Source organism: Thioalkalivibrio versutus, from assembly GCF_001999325.1.
Classification (GTDB): domain Bacteria; phylum Pseudomonadota; class Gammaproteobacteria; order Ectothiorhodospirales; family Ectothiorhodospiraceae; genus Thioalkalivibrio; species Thioalkalivibrio versutus.
Genome location: NZ_MVAR01000007.1, coordinates 70,624 through 87,241 on the forward strand (window position 1 = coordinate 70,624; position 16,618 = coordinate 87,241).

Below are 16,618 nucleotides of genomic sequence, written 5' to 3' on the forward strand. Positions count from 1 at the left end.
CATGGGCATTCTGCGCAAGGCCTGGGGTGACCTGGGAGGACGCTATCGACGGGTATTCGCCCGTGCCTGGGCGCGGCGGCGGGAAATGGATCCGCCGCGCCGCCAGACACACGAGCATGAGTTCATGCCCGCGGCCCTCTCCCTGCAGGAGACGCCCGTGCATCCACTGCCCCGGGTGATTGTCGGCGCCATCCTTTTGCTGGCGGTACTCGCGCTGATCTGGGCGACCCTGGGGCGCATGGACATCGTGGCGGTTGCCGAGGGCCGAGTGGTACCGGATGGACGTACCCAGACGATCCAGGCTACCGAGACGGCCAGCGTGCATGCTATCCACGTGCGCGACGGCCAGCGCGTGAAGGCGGGAGAGATCCTGATCGAGCTGGATCCGACCCTGCCCGGGGCCGATCTGGAGCGCCTGGGCGTTGAGTATCGTTCCACGCGACTCACCGCCGCGCGGTCGGAGGCCTTTCTCGAAGCCCTGGAGGCGGAGGAAGGAATCCCGCTTCTCAACACCGGCTACCCCGTCCCGGAAAACGCAAGGCGGCTCGAGGAGCGCGTGCTGGTCGGGCATGTCCACCACTACCGTGCACGGATCCAGCAACTCCAGGCGGAAACGGCCCGGCGTCAGCAGGAGGTGGAGGCGACCCGGGCGATGGTGATCAGCCTGGAAAACACCCTGCCCATCATCCGCCGTCGCAGCGAGGATTTTCGCCAGTTATCCGACCAGGGGTTGGCCGCGGCGCACGAACAACTGGAGCTGGAACAGAACTACATCGAGACGACGCATCAACTGATCGCCCAGCGCGCGCGCCTGGCCGAGGCGGAAGCGGCGCTGCACGAAGTCCGGGAACAACGCGAGGCCTTGCGCGCGGAGAGTCGTCGTGAGGCGCTGGATATTCTGCACCGGGCGCGTTCGGACGCCGAGTCGCTGCGCCAGGACCTGATCAAGGCGCGCCGCCTGGACGAACTGACCCGCCTGCGGGCCCCCGTGGATGGCACGGTCGAGCAACTGGCGGTGCACACGGTGGGTGGGGTCGTGGAGCCAGCCCGTCCGTTGATGGTCGTGGTTCCCGAGGACGGGGCCGTCGAAGTCGAGGCCACCCTGCCCAACAAGGACATCGGCTTTGTCCGGGCCGGCCAGGAGGCCGAGGTCAAGCTGCAGACGTTCCCCTATACCAAGTACGGCACCATCGACGGTGTGGTGACGGACGTCTCGCAGGATGCGGTGCAGGACGAGCAACAGGGACTGGTCTTTGTGGTACGTGTCCGCCTGGAGCAGGACACCGTGGATGTCCATGGCGAGGCGGTGCGCATCGCACCGGGCATGATGGCGACGGTCGAGATCAAGATCGGTTACCGCCGGATCATCGAGTACTTCCTCGCGCCGTTGCTGCGCGCCGCCAACGAGAGCCTGGGGGAGCGCTAGGGAGACGCTGATTGAATCGCGCGCTCGCGCTCGAGTCGCTTTTGCGTGCGCACAAGGCGCGGTGACTGCCGTGCAGTCATTCTGCACAAGGGAGCAGCAACGCCGTGCGCGCGCAAAAGCGGCCGAGCCCGCTCTTTCAATCACTTGTCGGGTTGGTGCCCCCTGTTCCCCGATCCTTCGTTGCGCCGCTTGCGGGTAGAACCACTACGCGCTGCACGACGCGCCTTGTCTCGGAAAACAGGGGGCACCAACGCGAGCGCGCGATTCAATCAGCGTCTCCCTAGGCGATAGGGCGGCATCGCATGATGGAAACGTTCGTGTTGGAGTCGGTCTGTGTACTGACAGGGCACGGTTAATGATCTGTCACCGCGCTGTATGGGCGAGCTGCAAAGCGATCAGCGTCCCATTGGGTTAGTTGCGGGGTTGTAATGCCCACAAGCGATACATGCTCGGCTTGGCTCTCATCGCTGCCCAGTGTCGTGAGGATGGGCTGAGTCCCTTCTCTGGAGTCAGATTGCCGCCGGTTTTTGTGCGCGGGGCATTGTTTGTGCGAAGGGAGCGATTAGCTCCAGGCGGTGCGGGCGCGGTGGTAGAAGTCGGAGTCTTCGCTGGTGGCGCCCTGCAGGGAGCAGACGGCGGCTGCGAACCCGAGCGCGCGCTCCAGCGTGGTCGCCCAGGGCCAACCGTGTTGCTGGCCGATGATGGCGACACTGGCGAAGGCGTCGCCGGCGCCTACGGCGTCGCGGAAGCCGTCGACCGCGGGGGCTGGGGCCTGCCAGTGCTGGCCATCGGTGGTGTGGATGGCTGCGCCGTCGGCGCCGTGGGTGATGATCAGGGCGGAGCGGATCGCGGCGCGTTCCAGGAGCGCCGCCGAGCGCTCCGGTGCGGCGACGTCGGGGGCCAGCGTGGCCGCCTCGTCGGTGTTCAGCTTGACCACGTCGGCCCCGCGCATCAGCGCGAGGACGTCGTCAGGCTGGTACCACGGTGCGCGCAGGTTCACGTCGACGAAACGATGTTGTGCGCGGGCCTGTAACCGTTCCAGTAGCTCGCGGTTGTCCGCGCGCAGGGCGAGCGTGCCGTGATAGAGGAGGCCCGCGGTGTCCGGCAGCTGGTCCGCCCATTCCGCCGGAACGGTGTCATAGGCCTGGTCAGGGACGATGGTGTAGGTCGGTTCGCCGTCTTCCAGGGCGATGCGGACCTGGCCGGTGGGGGCCGCGGGGTGCCTGTACAGGCCGCGGGTGTCCATCCCGATGCGGTTCATGCGCTCGCGGATGCTGCGGCCGTCCGCGTCGTCCCCGACTCCGCCCACGAAACAGGCGGCCTCGCCCAGCTGGTGCAGGTTCCAGGCGACGTTGAAGGGCGCGCCGCCGAGGACGCGCGTACCGTCGGGGAAGCAATCGAACAGGACTTCGCCGAAGATCAGGTGGGGTTGAGGCGTGCCGTTCATGGGTTCCCTCGGCAGTGGATCAGTCGCCGGCCCGCTCGATGCGGTCACGGCCTCGCTTTTTCGCTTGTAGCAGCGCGTGGTCGGCGGCATCGAATATCGCCTCCGGGGCGGCGGCGGGATCGATTCCGGCCAGCCCGGCGGAGATGGTGACCTTCAGACGCGTCTTGCCGGAGCGCACGATCAGACGGTCCACAGCGTCGCGGATGGTATTGGCCTGGCTGTATGCAGCGTCAGGCTCGCGATGGATGATCATCACGAATTCCTCCCCGCCGTAGCGCGCGACGAAATCCGGCTCGCGCACGCCCTCGGCCAGGATCTCGGCGACCGCCCGCAGGACCTTGTCGCCGGCAGTGTGGCCGTACTCGTCATTGATGGTCTTGAAGTGGTCGATGTCCCAGACCAGCAGCGAGGCCGCGCCCGATTTCTCGAGTTCTGCGGGGAGTTGCTCCAGCCGCTGTTCGAAGGCCATTCGATTGGGCAGGCCGGTGAGGCTGTCGCGACTGGCTTCGGCGCGCGCCTGCTCCAGCCGGTTGCGCAGTGCTTGCACCTGACCCTCCAGGCTGCGGCCCTTGGAGCGCAGGAGGCGGTTCCGTTCCTGCACCACCTGCAGTTCGTCTTCCTGCTCGTTCCGAAACGTGGTGACGCGCTCCACCATGCGGTCGAGACCGCGGGTCACCTCGGTGCGCAGCGTCGCGAGGTCCTCGACGTCGACCACCCGGCCTTTGATGTGCTCGACATCCCCGGAGATCCCCGCGTGCAGCTCGGAGACCGATTCCCGGGCGCGCTGGCCGCGCGCCTCGTCTTCGGACAGGGCGGTATCCACGTCTTCCAGGCGGTGCCAGATCTCGCCGACGACCTCGGTGAGTTCTTCGCGCTCCGTCATTGCCTGCTCGCACTTGTCGTGCATCACCGAGAACAGGCGTGTGAGGGTGCGTTCGATCTCTGCCTTGTCGCGCCGATCGGCGGCCCGGGTGAGGGCCTCCAGCTCGGGGTCGAGGAATTCGAAGCCGAGCAGGCCACGCTGGACGACCGCGAGGATGCCGTCGGCCAGGTCCTCTCGCTGATCGCTGGAGCGCACGGCGTCGGCCAGCTGGCCGCTCAAGCGATCCAGCCAGGCGGTGTCGCCGGGGTCGGATTCGATGGCGCGGGTCAGGTCGCGCACGGCGCCTTCCAGTGCCGGCACCTTCGCGGAGACCACCGCGAGCGATCGCAGGGCGACGCGGCGGATCGCGTCCTGCAGGGCTCGCTCCCGATCCAGCGAGCGCTCGAGCTCGATAATGGTCTTGCGCAGATCGCTATCGGACATCGGGAAATCCCGGATAGTAGGCGCGCCTATTTAAGCGCGGAAATGGGGTGGATGCCAGGGAAACACGGACTAATGTACCCACTAGCGCTCGAACCGTACCCGTCTTTCGGCATCGGTTTAGTGCGCTGGATCATGAAGGGCCTGGCGCTGCGGCAGTTCGATCTCGATACCGACCGGCAGGTGGTCGGAGAGCGCCACGTTGTAGACACGCACGTCGCTGACGTGCAGGTCGGGGGTCAGCAGGATGTGGTCGAACACCAGGCGCGGGTCCCAGGCGGGATAGGTGGCCGGGCAGGCCATCGGCTCCATCAACCCGGTACGCGCGACCAGTTGCCGCAGTTCCTCGCTGTCCTGCTGGCAGTTGAGGTCGCCCATCACGATCGCATGTGGAAAATCCTGGATATGCTCCGCGACGTAGGCCAGCTGGGATTTCCGCGTGCGCTTGCCCAGGGCCAGGTGCAGCAGGAACAGCACCAGCTCCTCGCCGTCGCCCATGGCGTAGCGGGCCTCAATCGCGCCACGGCCGGGCAGCGCTCCGGGCAGACGGTGCATCTCCACCCGGTCCGGCTCCAAGCGCGAGAACAGGGCGAGGGAGTGCTTGGCGAACTGCCCCAGATCGCGGTTGATCCGGTTGTAGGTATACGGGAACTGCGCACGTTCGGAGAGATAGGAGGCCAGATCGACGAAGTTGCTGCGCAGGCTACCCCCGTCCAGTTCCTGCACACCGACGATGTCGAACTCCGAGATAAAGCGTGCCACCCGGTCGAGGTTGTCCATGCGCCCACCGTAGGGGAGCACGTGCTTCCAGCTGTTGGTCAGGTAGTGATGCAACCGGGAGGAGTGGATGCCGACCTGGGCGTTGAAGCTCAAGAGCCGCAGGCGCTGGCTGCCCTGCTCGTGGTGATATCCCAGGCGTTCCGGGGTGGAGGCTTCCGGTTGTGTCGCGCCCTCGGGCCCGGTGGGCGCGGTGCGATCATGGCCGGACGCGATCGAGGTCATCGCGGGTCGTCTCCTGCTGGCGGGGAAGTCCGCGTTGTCAGAATGGACAAACCAGTTCGCCCAAACGTTCCGTCAGCTTCATGTTCTCGCTGTAGTCCACTGGGCAGTCGATGATCGTGACCCCGGGTGTTACCAGGGCCTCGCGCAGCGCCATCTCCAGGCTGTCGCCGGGTTCGATGCGCACGCCTTGCGCCCCAAACGACTGCGCCAGCTGCACGAAGTCCGGATTGCCGAACTCGACGAAAGCCTTGCGGCCATATTCGCGCACCTGCTTCCACTCGATCAGGCCGTAGGCGTTGTCGTTCCAGATCAGCACAACGAAGTTGAGGCCCAGGCGAACCGCCGTTTCCAGTTCCTGCACGTTCATCAGGAAGCCGGCATCGCCGGTGACCGCGACCACCTGGCGTTCGGGGTGGAGCTTGGCGGCGGCAATGGCGCCCGGGAGCGCGATCCCCATGCTGGCAAAGCCATTGGAGATCAGGCAGGTATTGGGCAGCTCGCAGCGGAACATGCGCGCCATCCAGAGCTTGTGCGCGCCCACATCGGTGATCATGATCGCGTCGAGGTCGGCGGCGGTGCGCAGATCCCAGATCAGCTTTTGCGGCTTGAGCGGCACCTGGGTGTCGTTGCGGTGCTCGTTCATGTCGTCGATCAGGCTCTGGCGTAGCGGGCGCAGGATGGTCTCTTCGCGGGGGCTCACCTGTTCCGCCAGGCGGTGCAGGCAGGTCGTCAGATCGCCCAGTACCTCGGCGGTCACATTGTAGTGACCGTCGATCTCGGCAGGCGCGGAGTCGATATGGATCAGGGTCCGGTCGGCGTCCGGATGCCAGAAGCTGGGCGGGTATTCGACCAGGTCGTAGCCGATGCAGACGATCACATCGGCCTTGTGGAAGCCAAAATTCACGAAGTCCTGGCTTTGCAGGCCGACCGAGCCCAGCGCCAGCGGGTGGCGGAACGGCAGTACGCCCTTGGCCATGAAGGTGTTGGCGACCGGAATGTTCAGGGCGCTGGCGAGCATGGCCAGGGCGCCGCTGGCGCCGGAACGGATCACGCCGTTCCCGGCCAGGATCAGCGGGTGCCGGGCCTCGTTCAGCAGGCGTGCGGCCGCCTCCAGGGAGGCTTCGGCCGGTACGGCGGCCGGGCCGGCATGTACCGGCAAGGGTGGATTCGGGCACGGCAGTGAGGCGATGTTCTCTGGCAGCTCGATGAAGCTGGCACCGGGTTTGCCGCCTTCGGCCCACTTGAAGGCCTTGCGGATCACCTCGGGCAGGATCTCGGGTTCCAGCACCTGTGAGCTGTACTTGGTGATCGGCTGGAACAGGCCCTTCAGGTCGAGGACCTGGTGCGATTCCTTGTGCAGCCGATGGGTGCTGGCCTGGCCGGCAATTGCGACCAGGGGGGCGTGATCCATGTTGGCGTCGGCGACGCCGGTGATCAGGTTGGTGGCGCCGGGTCCCAGGGTCGCCAGACAGACGCCCGCCTTGCCGGACAGCCGCCCGTGGACGTCGGCCATGAAGGCAGCGCCCTGCTCGTGACGGGTGGTGACGAACTCGATGGGGGAATCGGCCAGGGCGTCGAGAACGGCCATGTTCTCTTCGCCGGGGAGGCCGAAGATGCGTTCAACGCCCTCCTGTTCGAGGCACTCGACCAGACGCTGGGCGGTGGTCGGATCGCTCATGGCCGAACCCGTCGGAGCGGGCCCGCGTTAGCCGCGGGCACGTTCGATCAGGTAGTCGGCAACCTCCAGCATTTCGTCGTGCCCGCCGGCCATGCTGGCGGAGACGCTGGCCTCGCCATTGATGACCAGGGTGGGCACGCCGCTCACGGCGTAGTCCTGCACCGCCTCGGTGGCCTCGACGATCCGCTGGCGAATCGCGTCGGAGCGCATGGTTTCGCGGAATTCGTCGGCGTCGAGTCCGCGCTGGTTGATGAAGCGCAGGATGGCGCTTTCCGAGCGCAGCTGGCGGCCCTGATCGTGGATCGCGTCGTAGAACGCCTGATGCACCTCGTCGAGCACGCCCAGCTTTTCTGCGGTGTAGTACACCCGGGCATGCAGCGCCCAGACATCGTTCATCGGTGCTGGCAGGTATTCGAACTGTACGTCGTCGGCCAGGCCGGGCTTCCACGCCTGGACCTTGGGCTCGAATTCGTAGCAGTGCGGGCAGCCATACCAGAAGATCTCGACGACCTGGATCTTGCCGTCCTCCAGGCCGGTGTCGAGCGGCGGCTGGATGGCCCGGTAGTGCTGGCCTTCGCGGTATTCGGCCGCGAGGCTGGTACCGGTGGCGAGCAGCAGGCCGGCGCCGCCCAGGGCGCCCATGAATTCACGACGCTTCATTTACAGTTCTCCGTAGGAATGCAGGCCGGACAGGAACATGTTCACGCCCAGGAACGCGAAGGTGGTGATGAACAGGCCCACAATCGCCCACCAGGCCATGGTCGGGCCACGCCAGCCCTTGGTAAAGCGCATGTGCAGCCAGGCCGCGTAGTTCAGCCAGACGATCAGCGCCCAGGTCTCCTTCGGGTCCCAGGACCAGTAGCCGCCCCAGGCCTCGGCCGCCCACATCGCGCCGAGCACGGTCGCGAGGGTGAAGAAGGCGAAGCCGATCGCGATGGACTTATACATCACGCTGTCCAGCGTCTCCTTGGTCGGCATGCGCTGGGTGATCGCGGCGTCCGGCCGCGTGCGTTCCAGGCGATCGCGGATCAGGAAGGCGACGCCGAGCATGGCGGCGATGGCAAAGCCGCCGTAGCCCACGAAATTGGTGGGTACGTGGATCTTCATCCACCAGCTGTTCAGCGCCGGCACCAGCGGCTCGACGATGTGCGCGTCGCGGGTGAACATGTACCACAGCAGGAAGGTGACCGAGGCCGCGATGATGAGCATCACGAAGGCACCCATGTTGCGCGAGCCGGTGCGCTGCTCGTAGTAGAGGTACATCAGCGCGGTCAGGGCCGCAAACAGGATGAACACCTCGTAGAGGTTCGCCACCGGGATGTAGCCCCAGGTCGGGTCGGTCAGGTAGATCTCGCGCCAGCGCACCAGCAGCGCCATGGCCCCCGCACCAGCACCGACCCAGGCGAAGGCGGCACCCACGCGGGCGGGGAAATCGGAATTGGAGAACAGGCCCATCAGATAGGCGACGGTGGAGAGATAGAGGAACACGCTCATCCACATGACGCCGGCCTGACCGGAACCGATGTAGTTCAGCCAGAAATTGGTCTCGTTGGCGGCCAGGCTGTCGCCGTAAAGCCAGATGCCGAACAGCGCCAGCACCCCGACGATGATCGAGAAGGCCTGCCATGGGCGCCAGAACCAGCCCATCCAGGCGCTGGTGCCGACCGCAAGGATCAGGCCGCCGATGTCGTAGCGGTCCATGTTCTCGCCGTAGAACGTCAGCGAGATCACCGCTACGGCGGCCATCAGTGCAAAGTAGGCCCAGTCGCGCAACTGCAGTTGGCGGAAGAAACCGGGCCGTTCGAAATCCAGGGCCTCGTGGGGTACAGACATGGTGTGCTCCTCCGGCTACGCGCGGGTCAGGCGTTCTTGTTGTGACTGTCGTCGCCAGCCGAGTCCGAACGGACCGGCTTTTGCTCGATGATCCAGCGCTTAAGATGCGCGAAACGTTCCTCGAATTCCACTTGATGGCGGTTACTGGTGCCGGCCATCACCACGTGGGTGCCTTCGCCGTCCTCGCGCCGCCGCGCCATGATCCACAGGCGCTGATAGGACACGTAGAACAGCAGGAAGATCCCGACAATCAGCATGGTGCTGCCGACGTACACCGTGCTCTGGCCCGGGGCGCGGGCGATCTGCAGGCCCGAGGCCTCGCGGTGCTCGAAGTCCTTCAGGTGGAAGAAGAACGGCGACTGATACAGGCTGATCGCGTTGATCGCCGAGATCGTGTCCTCCAGGAAGCGCTGTTCTTCTTCCTGGATCGAGACCACACCCTCGTCCTGCAGGACCTCCATGTAAAGCCCCTGAAGACCGGCGTGAAGGATGCGGACCATCAGGTCACGTACTTCCTCGATGCGTTCTGCCGGGACGCGGCGTTCGATCTCGTTGTGCACGGCCATGTAGCCGCCCTGGGCGAACAGGCCCATCAGTTCGGCCGCGGTTTGCGCAATCGCCTGGTTCTGCGACCCCTCGACGGTGTCGTCGTCACGGGCGACCTGGCGGGCGATCTCGTTGCGCACCTCCGGGTTGTGCAGCATGGCCAGATAGGTGCGGAAACGTTCCAGCGAGTTGTCGGCATCGGCCGGCAGGAACAGGTAATGGAACTCGTCGGCCGGGCTCTCGCGCACGCCGCTCAGGAAATACATCGCCCCTTCCTGCAGGGCCGGGCGCTGGTAGTTGCGGTAGTACAGGCCATGGCCGGTGCGATCCATCAGGCGGAAGTCGAAGCTCGGGCCCATGTGCCGGTTTTCGCGCACGCCTTCTTCATTCAGGAGCGGGACTACGTTCTCCAGCTGGAAATTGATGAATTCGATGGTACGGGTATCGCCATCCGGGGTCGGGATGTCCATCTCCTGGAACACGCGGCCGGGGACTTCGAGCGCTTGCAGCGCCTCGGCACCCAGCGGGATGGCGTCGATGTCCAGGCGGGTGCCGCCGTCGGCAAAACTGGCCTGGAAGATGGCGTAGCCGTTGTAGATCAGCGGATAGTTGACCGAGATCGTATGCCGCAGCGGCTCGTCGCGGTTCGGATCGTGGATGATCAGGTCCGATTCGTAGGAGCTCTCGGCGCCGGTGGAAAAGCGCTCAATGCGGAACTCCTCCAATTCGATGCGGAACGGCAGTTCCTGGACGAAATAGCCCTCCCGCATCGGCAGGAAGACCACGTTGGCCGAGGCGCCCTCGGGGATCTCCACCGAACCGCGGAAGGACGGGTTCCAGTCCGGGATCCAGGCCGAGCGCGGGACCTCGGAGATCGGCACGCTGCGGGTCTCGATCTCCAGGTTCCCCAGCCATTCGTTGATCTTGAGCAGGGTCGTGCCATCGGCCAGGGCGCCGACACAGATGACGACAATGCCGACATGGGTCAGCAGGTAGCCCAGGCGGTTCCAGCGCCCGCGCATCGCGGCAATGACGGTCTGGCCATCGCTGTTCTTCTCGCGGGCCTTGAAGCCCTGGGCCTTCAGCACCCGATGGGCGTGCTGGACGAATTCGTCCTGCGGCTGGTCGAGGTCGCCGGTGGCGCTCGAGTGAAACGAGCGCAGGGACTTTTCCTTGACCTGCAGGTTATAGCGGCGAAGGTCCTTCAGCAGTCCGGGCGACTGGCGATAGACGCAGAAGGAGGTGGAGATGACCAGGAAGGCCACCACCAGCAGGAACCATGTGGCGGAGTACACCTGATACAGGCCCATCCCGGCGAAGATCTCATGCCAGAACGGCCCGAAATCCATCAGGTACTCCGTATAGGGCTCGTTCTGCACCAGTACGGTGCCGATCACGGAGGCGATGGACAGCGCCACCAGCAGGGTGATCGCCAGGGTCATCGAGCCCATGAAATCCACAAGGATGCGGCTACGCCGCGGCTTGCGGGCGGCTTTCTGGCGAGATGCGGAGGACGGGCCGGCGTCTGCGGCCTGATCGATATTCGACATTCTGAAACCTGCTTTAACCCTGGCGACTATGCGAAGCAACCCGAGGGGGTTCAATTTCCAAGACAAACTGCACGGGCGTTCCGCGAGCACTGGGTGGACCGATGGCGTGCCGAGGAGTTCGGTCGTGCCCCACCATGACGCAAATGGCTACGAGGGCATTCCCGCAAAACGTGTATTTCTTGCGCCCAACAAAAAGGGGCGGCCGAGGCCGCCCCTTTCCTGGGTCGCTTCGCCGCCCATCCTGCGCGGCACAACTGCGGACCGGATCAGTTACCGGTCTGCAGGCCGGCCATGTACTGGGACACGGCCTCGATGTCGGAATCCGACATGTTGCGCGCGACATTGCGCATCATGCGACCGTTATCGTTGGCGCGCTCGCCGCTGCGGAAGTAGCGCAGCTGGTCGGCGCTGTACTGCGCGTGCTGGCCGGCGACGGCCGGGAACATGGCTTCCGGGTTGCCGTTGCCGTTGGGGCCGTGGCAGGCGATGCAGGCGGCGACATTCTGCGACGGGATGCCGCCGCGGTAGATCTGTTCGCCGCGCTCGACGACTTCTTCGTCGGCGGTGCCGCTGCTGGTGCTCTGCTCGGCGAAGTAGGCGGACAGGTCACGCATGTCCTGCTCGTCCAGGTTGGCAACCTGGCCGGCCATCAGCGAGTTTTCACGGCGGCCGGACTTGTAGTCTTCCAGCTGCTTGGTGGTGTACTTCGGGTGCTGGCCGGCGAGCTTGGGCCATTCCGGATTGACGCTGTTGCCGTCAGCCTGGTGGCAAGCCGCGCAGGACTGGGAGAGTTCCTGGCCGCGCTGAGGATCGCCCGCCTGGGCCGCCGACAGCGGGAGCAGCAGGGATACGGACAGGGCAGCAAAGAGAGCGGAAAGCTTGTGGTTCATGATGGAGAATCTCCTGCTTGTAAATGCGTGCCGGGTCTCGACCCGTTCCTTGTGCCCCATGGCAGGGCGATCAACATAAGGGGCGCAGTTTATAGCACAATGCTAATTTGTACTCAAAAATAAACCGAGCCCCGCACTCGGCCAAGGACAGTATCCCCCCATGCAACCCCGATTCCGCGAGACCGCCTTCATGCGCGGGGTGGCTCAGCTATCCCAGCTCCCCGAGGATGCCGGCGTCGAGATCGCCTTCGCCGGGCGTTCCAATGCCGGTAAGTCGAGTGCCCTGAATGCCCTGTGCGGGCGCAAGGCGCTGGCGCGGGTCGGGCGCACACCGGGACGCACCCAGGAGATCAACCTGTTCAGTCTGCCGCCGGCAGAGCACTGGCGGCTGGTGGACCTGCCGGGTTACGGCTTTGCCAAGGTCTCGGCCGGCAAGCGGGCCGAGTGGGACCAGTTGCTGGGGGCATATCTGCGGACGCGCCAAAACCTGATCGGGCTGGTGCTGATCATGGATATCCGCCGCCCGCTGACGGACCTGGATCGCCAGCTGCTGGAGTGGGTCCCGCTGGAGCGCTGCCGCCTGCACTGTGTGTTGACCAAGGCGGACAAGCTCTCGCGCCAGGAGGCCGATCGGCAGCTGCGCAAGGCCCATGGCGAGCTCGAGGTCATGGGCGTGGAGGCGACGCTGCAGACCTTTTCTTCCCTGAAAAACCAGGGCGTGGACGATTTGCGCGGCCTGCTCGGCGACTGGCTGGTTGACCACGAGTCCGATTGACCCACGGGCATAGGGCCGGGTGTCAGGCGTTGGGTCAGGAGGCTTGGACAAAAAGAAGCCCCGGCCTTGGGGTGGGACCGGGGCTAATTTCGGCCTCTACAGGGGGTGGAGAGGCCTATTGCCCGCTCAGGGAGAGAAGCGGGCCGCGCTGGGCTAGAGCGCTTATGAGGTGAGAAAGCGTCGTCCGGGCAAAGTTCCGGCCGGATCCGTCTCGATTGCGAATTTGTTCACAGAATCGATTGCCCCAGGCTCACACAAGCGTCCGGCGCGGAAGAGGCGAACTTATTCGCGGCCCTCACGGCCCTCGATTCGCGCCTGCAGGGTGGCCATCAGCTCGCTTGCCGATGTGCCGTGCGGGTGGATCTCCAGTAGTTCGCCTTCGGGCCCGATCAGGTAGGTGGACGAGCTGTGATCCACCACATACCCCATGGCCGAGTCGATCTCGGTGCGCTCGTAGAACACCCCGTAGCGTTCGGTGATCGGTCGTAGCTCCTCGTGGGGACCCGTGGCGGCCTGGATGGCCGGGTGGAAGTGGCCGACGTAGGTTTCCAGGCGCTGGGCGTCGTCGCGTTCCGGGTCGACGCTCACCAGTACCGCGGCCACCTTGTCCTCCAGTTCCGGGGGCAGGCGATCCAGCGCGGCGCTGATCCAGCCCAGGCTGGTGGGGCAGGCATCCGGGCAGGCGGTGTAGCCGAAGTACACCCAGACGTATTGCCCTTCCAGGTCCGCGAGCCGGAACCGGTTGCCCTCGGTGGATACCGGCAGTTCGATCGGCCCGCCGGATACCGCATCCGCCACCGGCAGGCGTTCGTGGTCGGCCCCCTGGGGCACGGGCGGCGGTGCCGGGCGGAGCATCACGAAGACGAGCAGGGCACCGGCCGCCAGCACGGCCAGCGCCCATAACAGGCTGCTCAGCGGAATGCGCTGCATGTCGATCTCCCTCAGGGTGTGTCGCTGTGGCTGCGGCGGGTGACGAAGCGGAACTGGACCCGGGCCGCATCGGGGTCGCCCGCGGGCATTACGGTGGCGGCCCAGGTCATGGCCTCGGTGGTGCAGATGGGCAGGGTGGTCTCGCCGGTGTAGCGCCCGTCACCGGTATGTTCCAGTCGCGGGCGCTGGAAGCCCATGTACATCTCCACCCCGGCCAGGTCCAGTTCCAGGGCCTCCGGGTCGCCCAAGTGGGTCCGCGCGGTCGCATCCAGATCCAGGGTCAGGGCCAGGGGTTGCAGCATCGGCACCGGGCGCGGCGCGATCTCGAGGGTGAGCGTGCCGCCTGCCGGATGGGTGGCGGTGCAGGGGGCGACGTTCAGATCGCACTCGCCTGGCTGGAGAATCGTGACGTCGCCCGAACCGCCGGTGTCCAGATAGCGATCAGCCAGCACCCATGCCGTAGCCAGCAACAGGATCGCGACCAGCCAGGGGGCGACCCGATCGAAGCGCATGGCGGGCGCGTCCGTCATTTAGTGCGCATCGTCCCAGTTGGCGCCGACGCCGACATCCACCACCAGCTCCACGTCGAGATCGGCGGCGCCGCTCATGGCCTGGCGCACGAGGTCGGTCAATGCATCCAGTGCGTCGTTGGCGACTTCGAATACGAGTTCATCGTGTACCTGCATGATCATGCAGGCCTCGATTGCTGACTCGGCCAGGTCGTTCGCGACCCGTACCATCGCGCGCTTGATGATGTCGGCGGCCGTGCCCTGCATCGGGGCGTTGATTGCGACGCGCTCGGACTGCTGGCGCCGGGCACCGTTGCGGCTGTTGATCTCCGGCAGGTACAGGCGGCGGCCGAAGAGCGTCTCGACATAGCCGTTCTCGCGCCCGCTGGCGCGGGCCTTCTCCATATAGTCGTGCACGCCGGGATAGCGATTGAAGTAGCGGTCGATGTATTCGCGCGCCTCGCCCTGCTCGATGCCGAGGTTGCGCGCCAGCCCCCAGGCGGACATGCCGTAGATCAAGCCGAAGTTGATCGCCTTGGCCGCCCGGCGCTGGTCGTTCGAGACCTGGTCCGGCTCTGTGCCAAAGACCTCGGCGGCGGTCGCGCGGTGGATGTCCTGCCCCTCGGCGAAGGCGCGCAGCAGGCCCGCGTCCTGCGACAGGTGGGCCATGATGCGCAGCTCGATCTGCGAGTAGTCGGCCGCCAGCAGCTGGTGGCCCGGTTCGGCGATGAAGGCCTGGCGGATGCGCCGCCCGGCCTCGGTGCGCACCGGGATGTTCTGCAGGTTCGGTTCCGACGACGACAGGCGTCCGGTGGCCGCGCCCGACTGGTGATAGGACGTATGCACCCGCCCGGTCTTGGGGTGGATGCGCCGGGGCAGGGTCTCGGTGTAGGTGCTGCGCAGCTTGGACAGCCCGCGGTGTTCCAGGATCAGGCGTGGCAGGGCGTAGTCACCCGCCATCTGTTCCAGCACGTCCTCGGCGGTCGAGGGCTGGCCCTTGGGCGTGCGCCGCAGCACCGGCAGCCCCAGGCGTTCGAACAGGATCTCCTGGATCTGCTTGGGCGAGCCGAGGTTGAACTCGCCACCGGCCTCCTCGAAGGCCTCGCGCTCGATACGCTCCATCTCGGTCAGCAGCGCCTGGCTCTGCGCGCCGAGCTGGTCCGGGTCGACCTTCACGCCTGCACGCTCGATATCCGCCAGTACCGGGACCAGCGGCATCTCGATCTCGCGATAGACGAACGCCGGCCCTTCCGCTTCCTTCAGGCGCGGCTGGAACACCGCGTCCAGTTGCAGGCAGATGTCGGCGTCCTCGCCCGCGTAGTCGGTCGCGATCCCGATATCCACCTCGGCGAACGGAATCTGCTTCGCGCCCTTGCCCGCCACGTCCTCGTAGTGCGTGGTCTTGTAGTCCAGGTGGCGCTCGGCCAGGGAGTCCAGGTCGTGGCGGTTGGCGCCGGCGTCCAGGCAGAAGGACTCCAGCAGCGTGTCATCGACGATGCCCCGCAGGGTGATGCCGTGATTCCCCAGTACGTTGCGGTCGTACTTCAGGTGATGTCCGAGCTTGCCGTGGTCCGTGGACTCCAGCCACGGCTTCAGGCGCTCCAGCGTCGCGTCGAACGGTAGCTGCGGGTCCGCATCCGGCCCGGTATGGGCGAGCGGCAGGTAGTACGCGGTACCCGGATCGAACGCGAACGACATGCCTACCAGTTCGGCCCGCATCGCATCCAGGCTGGTGGTCTCGGTGTCGAAGGCCACGCGCTCGGCCTTGTCCAGACGCTCCAGTAGCCCAGCGAAATCGGCCTCTTCGCGAACGGTCTGGTAGGTCCCCTGTGCCTTCGCTGGCCCGGGGTTGTCGCCTGCGGCCTCGCCGTTGCCGCCCTCCAGTTCCGCACGCCAGCGGGTGAAGCCGTAGCGGCGCACCATCTCCAGCAGGCGTTCATGGTCCGGTTCCTGGATGGCGAGGTCATCGGGGCCGATGTCCAGCTCGACATCGCGCTTGACCGTAATCAGCTCGCGCGAGGTCGGCAGCCGGTCGGCGGCCGCGCGTAGGTTCTCGCCAATCTTGCCGCCGATGTCGTCGGCCTGCTCGAGGATGGTATCGAGGTCACCGTACTTCGCGATCCACTTGGCCGCCGTCTTCGGGCCGACCTTGTCGACGCCCGGGATGTTGTCGACGCTGTCGCCCATGAGCGCGAGATAGTCGACGATCTGCTCCGGGGCGACGCCGAACTTCTCCTGCACGCCGTCCGGGTCCAGGGTGACGCCGCTCATGGTGTTCACCAGCGTGATGCGGTCATCCACCAGTTGGGCGAGGTCCTTGTCGCCGGTGGAGATCACCACCGCGTGGCCGGCGCGCGCCGCCTGGTCGGCCAGGGTCGCGATCACGTCGTCGGCCTCGACACCCCCGACGCACAGCAGCGGCAGGCCCATCGCCCGGACCAGCTCGTGCAGAGGCTCGATCTGGGCCGCCAGCTCATCCGGCATCGGGGGGCGGGTGGCCTTGTATTCGGGGTAGATGTCATCGCGGAAGGTCTTGCCCTTGGCGTCGAACACCACCGCCATGTGCTCCGGCCCGTAGTCCGCGCGCAGCTTGCGCAGCATGTTGGCCACACCGATCATCGCGCCGGTCGGGGCGCCATCCGGCGCGGTCAGTGGCGGCAGGGCGTGGAACGCGCGGAACAGGTAGGACGAGCCGTCGACCAGGACGAGGGGCGGTTGCGACATGCAGG

General features: G+C 66.0%; 13 protein-coding genes. 2 read left to right on the top strand and 11 right to left on the bottom strand.

Annotation, left to right across the window (positions count from 1 at the left end):
• Position 1 precedes the first annotated feature (1 nt).
• A complete protein-coding gene (locus B0684_RS02965) occupies positions 2-1,426 on the top strand; it encodes an HlyD family type I secretion periplasmic adaptor subunit (RefSeq protein WP_018649608.1) in 1,425 nt (474 codons plus the stop codon).
• Positions 1,427-1,988: 562 nt separating this feature from the next.
• Here the strand turns inward: B0684_RS02965 and B0684_RS02985 are convergent.
• The 8 genes from B0684_RS02985 to B0684_RS03020 all read right to left on the bottom strand — a co-directional run bounded on the left by B0684_RS02985 (position 1,989) and on the right by B0684_RS03020 (position 11,675).
• Positions 1,989-2,873, bottom strand: coding sequence for a carbohydrate kinase family protein (locus tag B0684_RS02985; protein ID WP_018168869.1), 885 nt, complete (start codon positions 2,871-2,873; stop codon positions 1,989-1,991).
• A 19-nt stretch (positions 2,874-2,892) separates the two neighbouring features.
• Positions 2,893-4,179, bottom strand: a complete 1,287-nt coding sequence (locus tag B0684_RS02990; RefSeq protein WP_018175966.1) for a GGDEF domain-containing protein — start codon at positions 4,177-4,179, stop codon at positions 2,893-2,895.
• Positions 4,180-4,296: 117 nt separating this feature from the next.
• On the bottom strand, positions 4,297-5,178 hold the full coding sequence (locus B0684_RS02995; protein ID WP_018145044.1) for an endonuclease/exonuclease/phosphatase family protein: 882 nt from the start codon (positions 5,176-5,178) through the stop codon (positions 4,297-4,299).
• A gap of 37 nt (positions 5,179-5,215) precedes the next feature.
• On the bottom strand, positions 5,216-6,856 hold the full coding sequence (locus B0684_RS03000; protein WP_018168871.1) for an acetolactate synthase large subunit: 1,641 nt from the start codon (positions 6,854-6,856) through the stop codon (positions 5,216-5,218).
• A gap of 27 nt (positions 6,857-6,883) precedes the next feature.
• On the bottom strand, positions 6,884-7,516 hold the full coding sequence (locus B0684_RS03005) for a thiol:disulfide interchange protein DsbA/DsbL (protein ID WP_018145046.1): 633 nt from the start codon (positions 7,514-7,516) through the stop codon (positions 6,884-6,886).
• Entirely contained in the window at positions 7,517-8,689 is a 1,173-nt protein-coding gene (gene ccsB, locus B0684_RS03010; protein ID WP_018168873.1) for a c-type cytochrome biogenesis protein CcsB, read from the bottom strand.
• A 26-nt stretch (positions 8,690-8,715) separates the two neighbouring features.
• The gene (locus B0684_RS03015) at positions 8,716-10,785 is read right to left on the bottom strand and encodes a cytochrome c biogenesis protein ResB (protein ID WP_018175967.1); all 2,070 of its coding nucleotides are present in this window, start codon (positions 10,783-10,785) and stop codon (positions 8,716-8,718) included.
• 266 nt (positions 10,786-11,051) lie between these two features.
• Positions 11,052-11,675, bottom strand: coding sequence for a c-type cytochrome (locus tag B0684_RS03020; RefSeq protein ID WP_018168875.1), 624 nt, complete (start codon positions 11,673-11,675; stop codon positions 11,052-11,054).
• A gap of 160 nt (positions 11,676-11,835) precedes the next feature.
• Between B0684_RS03020 and yihA the strand changes: the two genes are divergently transcribed.
• Positions 11,836-12,450 (top strand): ribosome biogenesis GTP-binding protein YihA/YsxC, encoded by a 615-nt coding sequence (gene yihA / locus B0684_RS03025; RefSeq protein ID WP_018175968.1) that lies wholly within the window; start codon positions 11,836-11,838, stop codon positions 12,448-12,450.
• A 282-nt stretch (positions 12,451-12,732) separates the two neighbouring features.
• Here yihA and B0684_RS03030 read toward each other — a convergent pair whose 3' ends face one another.
• The 3 genes from B0684_RS03030 to polA are packed head-to-tail and all read right to left on the bottom strand — an operon-like array spanning position 12,733 to position 16,613.
• On the bottom strand, positions 12,733-13,380 hold the full coding sequence (locus B0684_RS03030) for an SCO family protein (RefSeq protein ID WP_018168877.1): 648 nt from the start codon (positions 13,378-13,380) through the stop codon (positions 12,733-12,735).
• An 11-nt stretch (positions 13,381-13,391) separates the two neighbouring features.
• Positions 13,392-13,910, bottom strand: coding sequence for a hypothetical protein (locus B0684_RS03035; RefSeq protein WP_018168878.1), 519 nt, complete (start codon positions 13,908-13,910; stop codon positions 13,392-13,394).
• A complete protein-coding gene (gene polA, locus B0684_RS03040; protein WP_018649609.1) occupies positions 13,911-16,613 on the bottom strand; it encodes a DNA polymerase I in 2,703 nt (900 codons plus the stop codon). It abuts the gene before it with no gap.
• Positions 16,614-16,618 lie beyond the last annotated feature (5 nt).

Excerpts from the sequence above, each read along its gene's own strand:
- B0684_RS02965 (WP_018649608.1), top strand. The coding sequence starts at position 2 with ATGGGCATTCTGCGCAAGGCCTGGGGTGACCTGGGAGGACGCTATCGA.
- B0684_RS02985 (WP_018168869.1), bottom strand. The coding sequence starts at position 2,873 with ATGAACGGCACGCCTCAACCCCACCTGATCTTCGGCGAAGTCCTGTTC.
- B0684_RS02990 (WP_018175966.1), bottom strand. The coding sequence starts at position 4,179 with ATGTCCGATAGCGATCTGCGCAAGACCATTATCGAGCTCGAGCGCTCG.
- B0684_RS02995 (WP_018145044.1), bottom strand. The coding sequence starts at position 5,178 with ATGACCTCGATCGCGTCCGGCCATGATCGCACCGCGCCCACCGGGCCC.
- B0684_RS03000 (WP_018168871.1), bottom strand. The coding sequence starts at position 6,856 with ATGAGCGATCCGACCACCGCCCAGCGTCTGGTCGAGTGCCTCGAACAG.
- B0684_RS03005 (WP_018145046.1), bottom strand. The coding sequence starts at position 7,516 with ATGAAGCGTCGTGAATTCATGGGCGCCCTGGGCGGCGCCGGCCTGCTG.
- ccsB (WP_018168873.1), bottom strand. The coding sequence starts at position 8,689 with ATGTCTGTACCCCACGAGGCCCTGGATTTCGAACGGCCCGGTTTCTTC.
- B0684_RS03015 (WP_018175967.1), bottom strand. The coding sequence starts at position 10,785 with ATGTCGAATATCGATCAGGCCGCAGACGCCGGCCCGTCCTCCGCATCT.
- B0684_RS03020 (WP_018168875.1), bottom strand. The coding sequence starts at position 11,675 with ATGAACCACAAGCTTTCCGCTCTCTTTGCTGCCCTGTCCGTATCCCTG.
- yihA (WP_018175968.1), top strand. The coding sequence starts at position 11,836 with ATGCAACCCCGATTCCGCGAGACCGCCTTCATGCGCGGGGTGGCTCAG.
- B0684_RS03030 (WP_018168877.1), bottom strand. The coding sequence starts at position 13,380 with ATGCAGCGCATTCCGCTGAGCAGCCTGTTATGGGCGCTGGCCGTGCTG.
- B0684_RS03035 (WP_018168878.1), bottom strand. The coding sequence starts at position 13,910 with ATGACGGACGCGCCCGCCATGCGCTTCGATCGGGTCGCCCCCTGGCTG.
- polA (WP_018649609.1), bottom strand. The coding sequence starts at position 16,613 with ATGTCGCAACCGCCCCTCGTCCTGGTCGACGGCTCGTCCTACCTGTTC.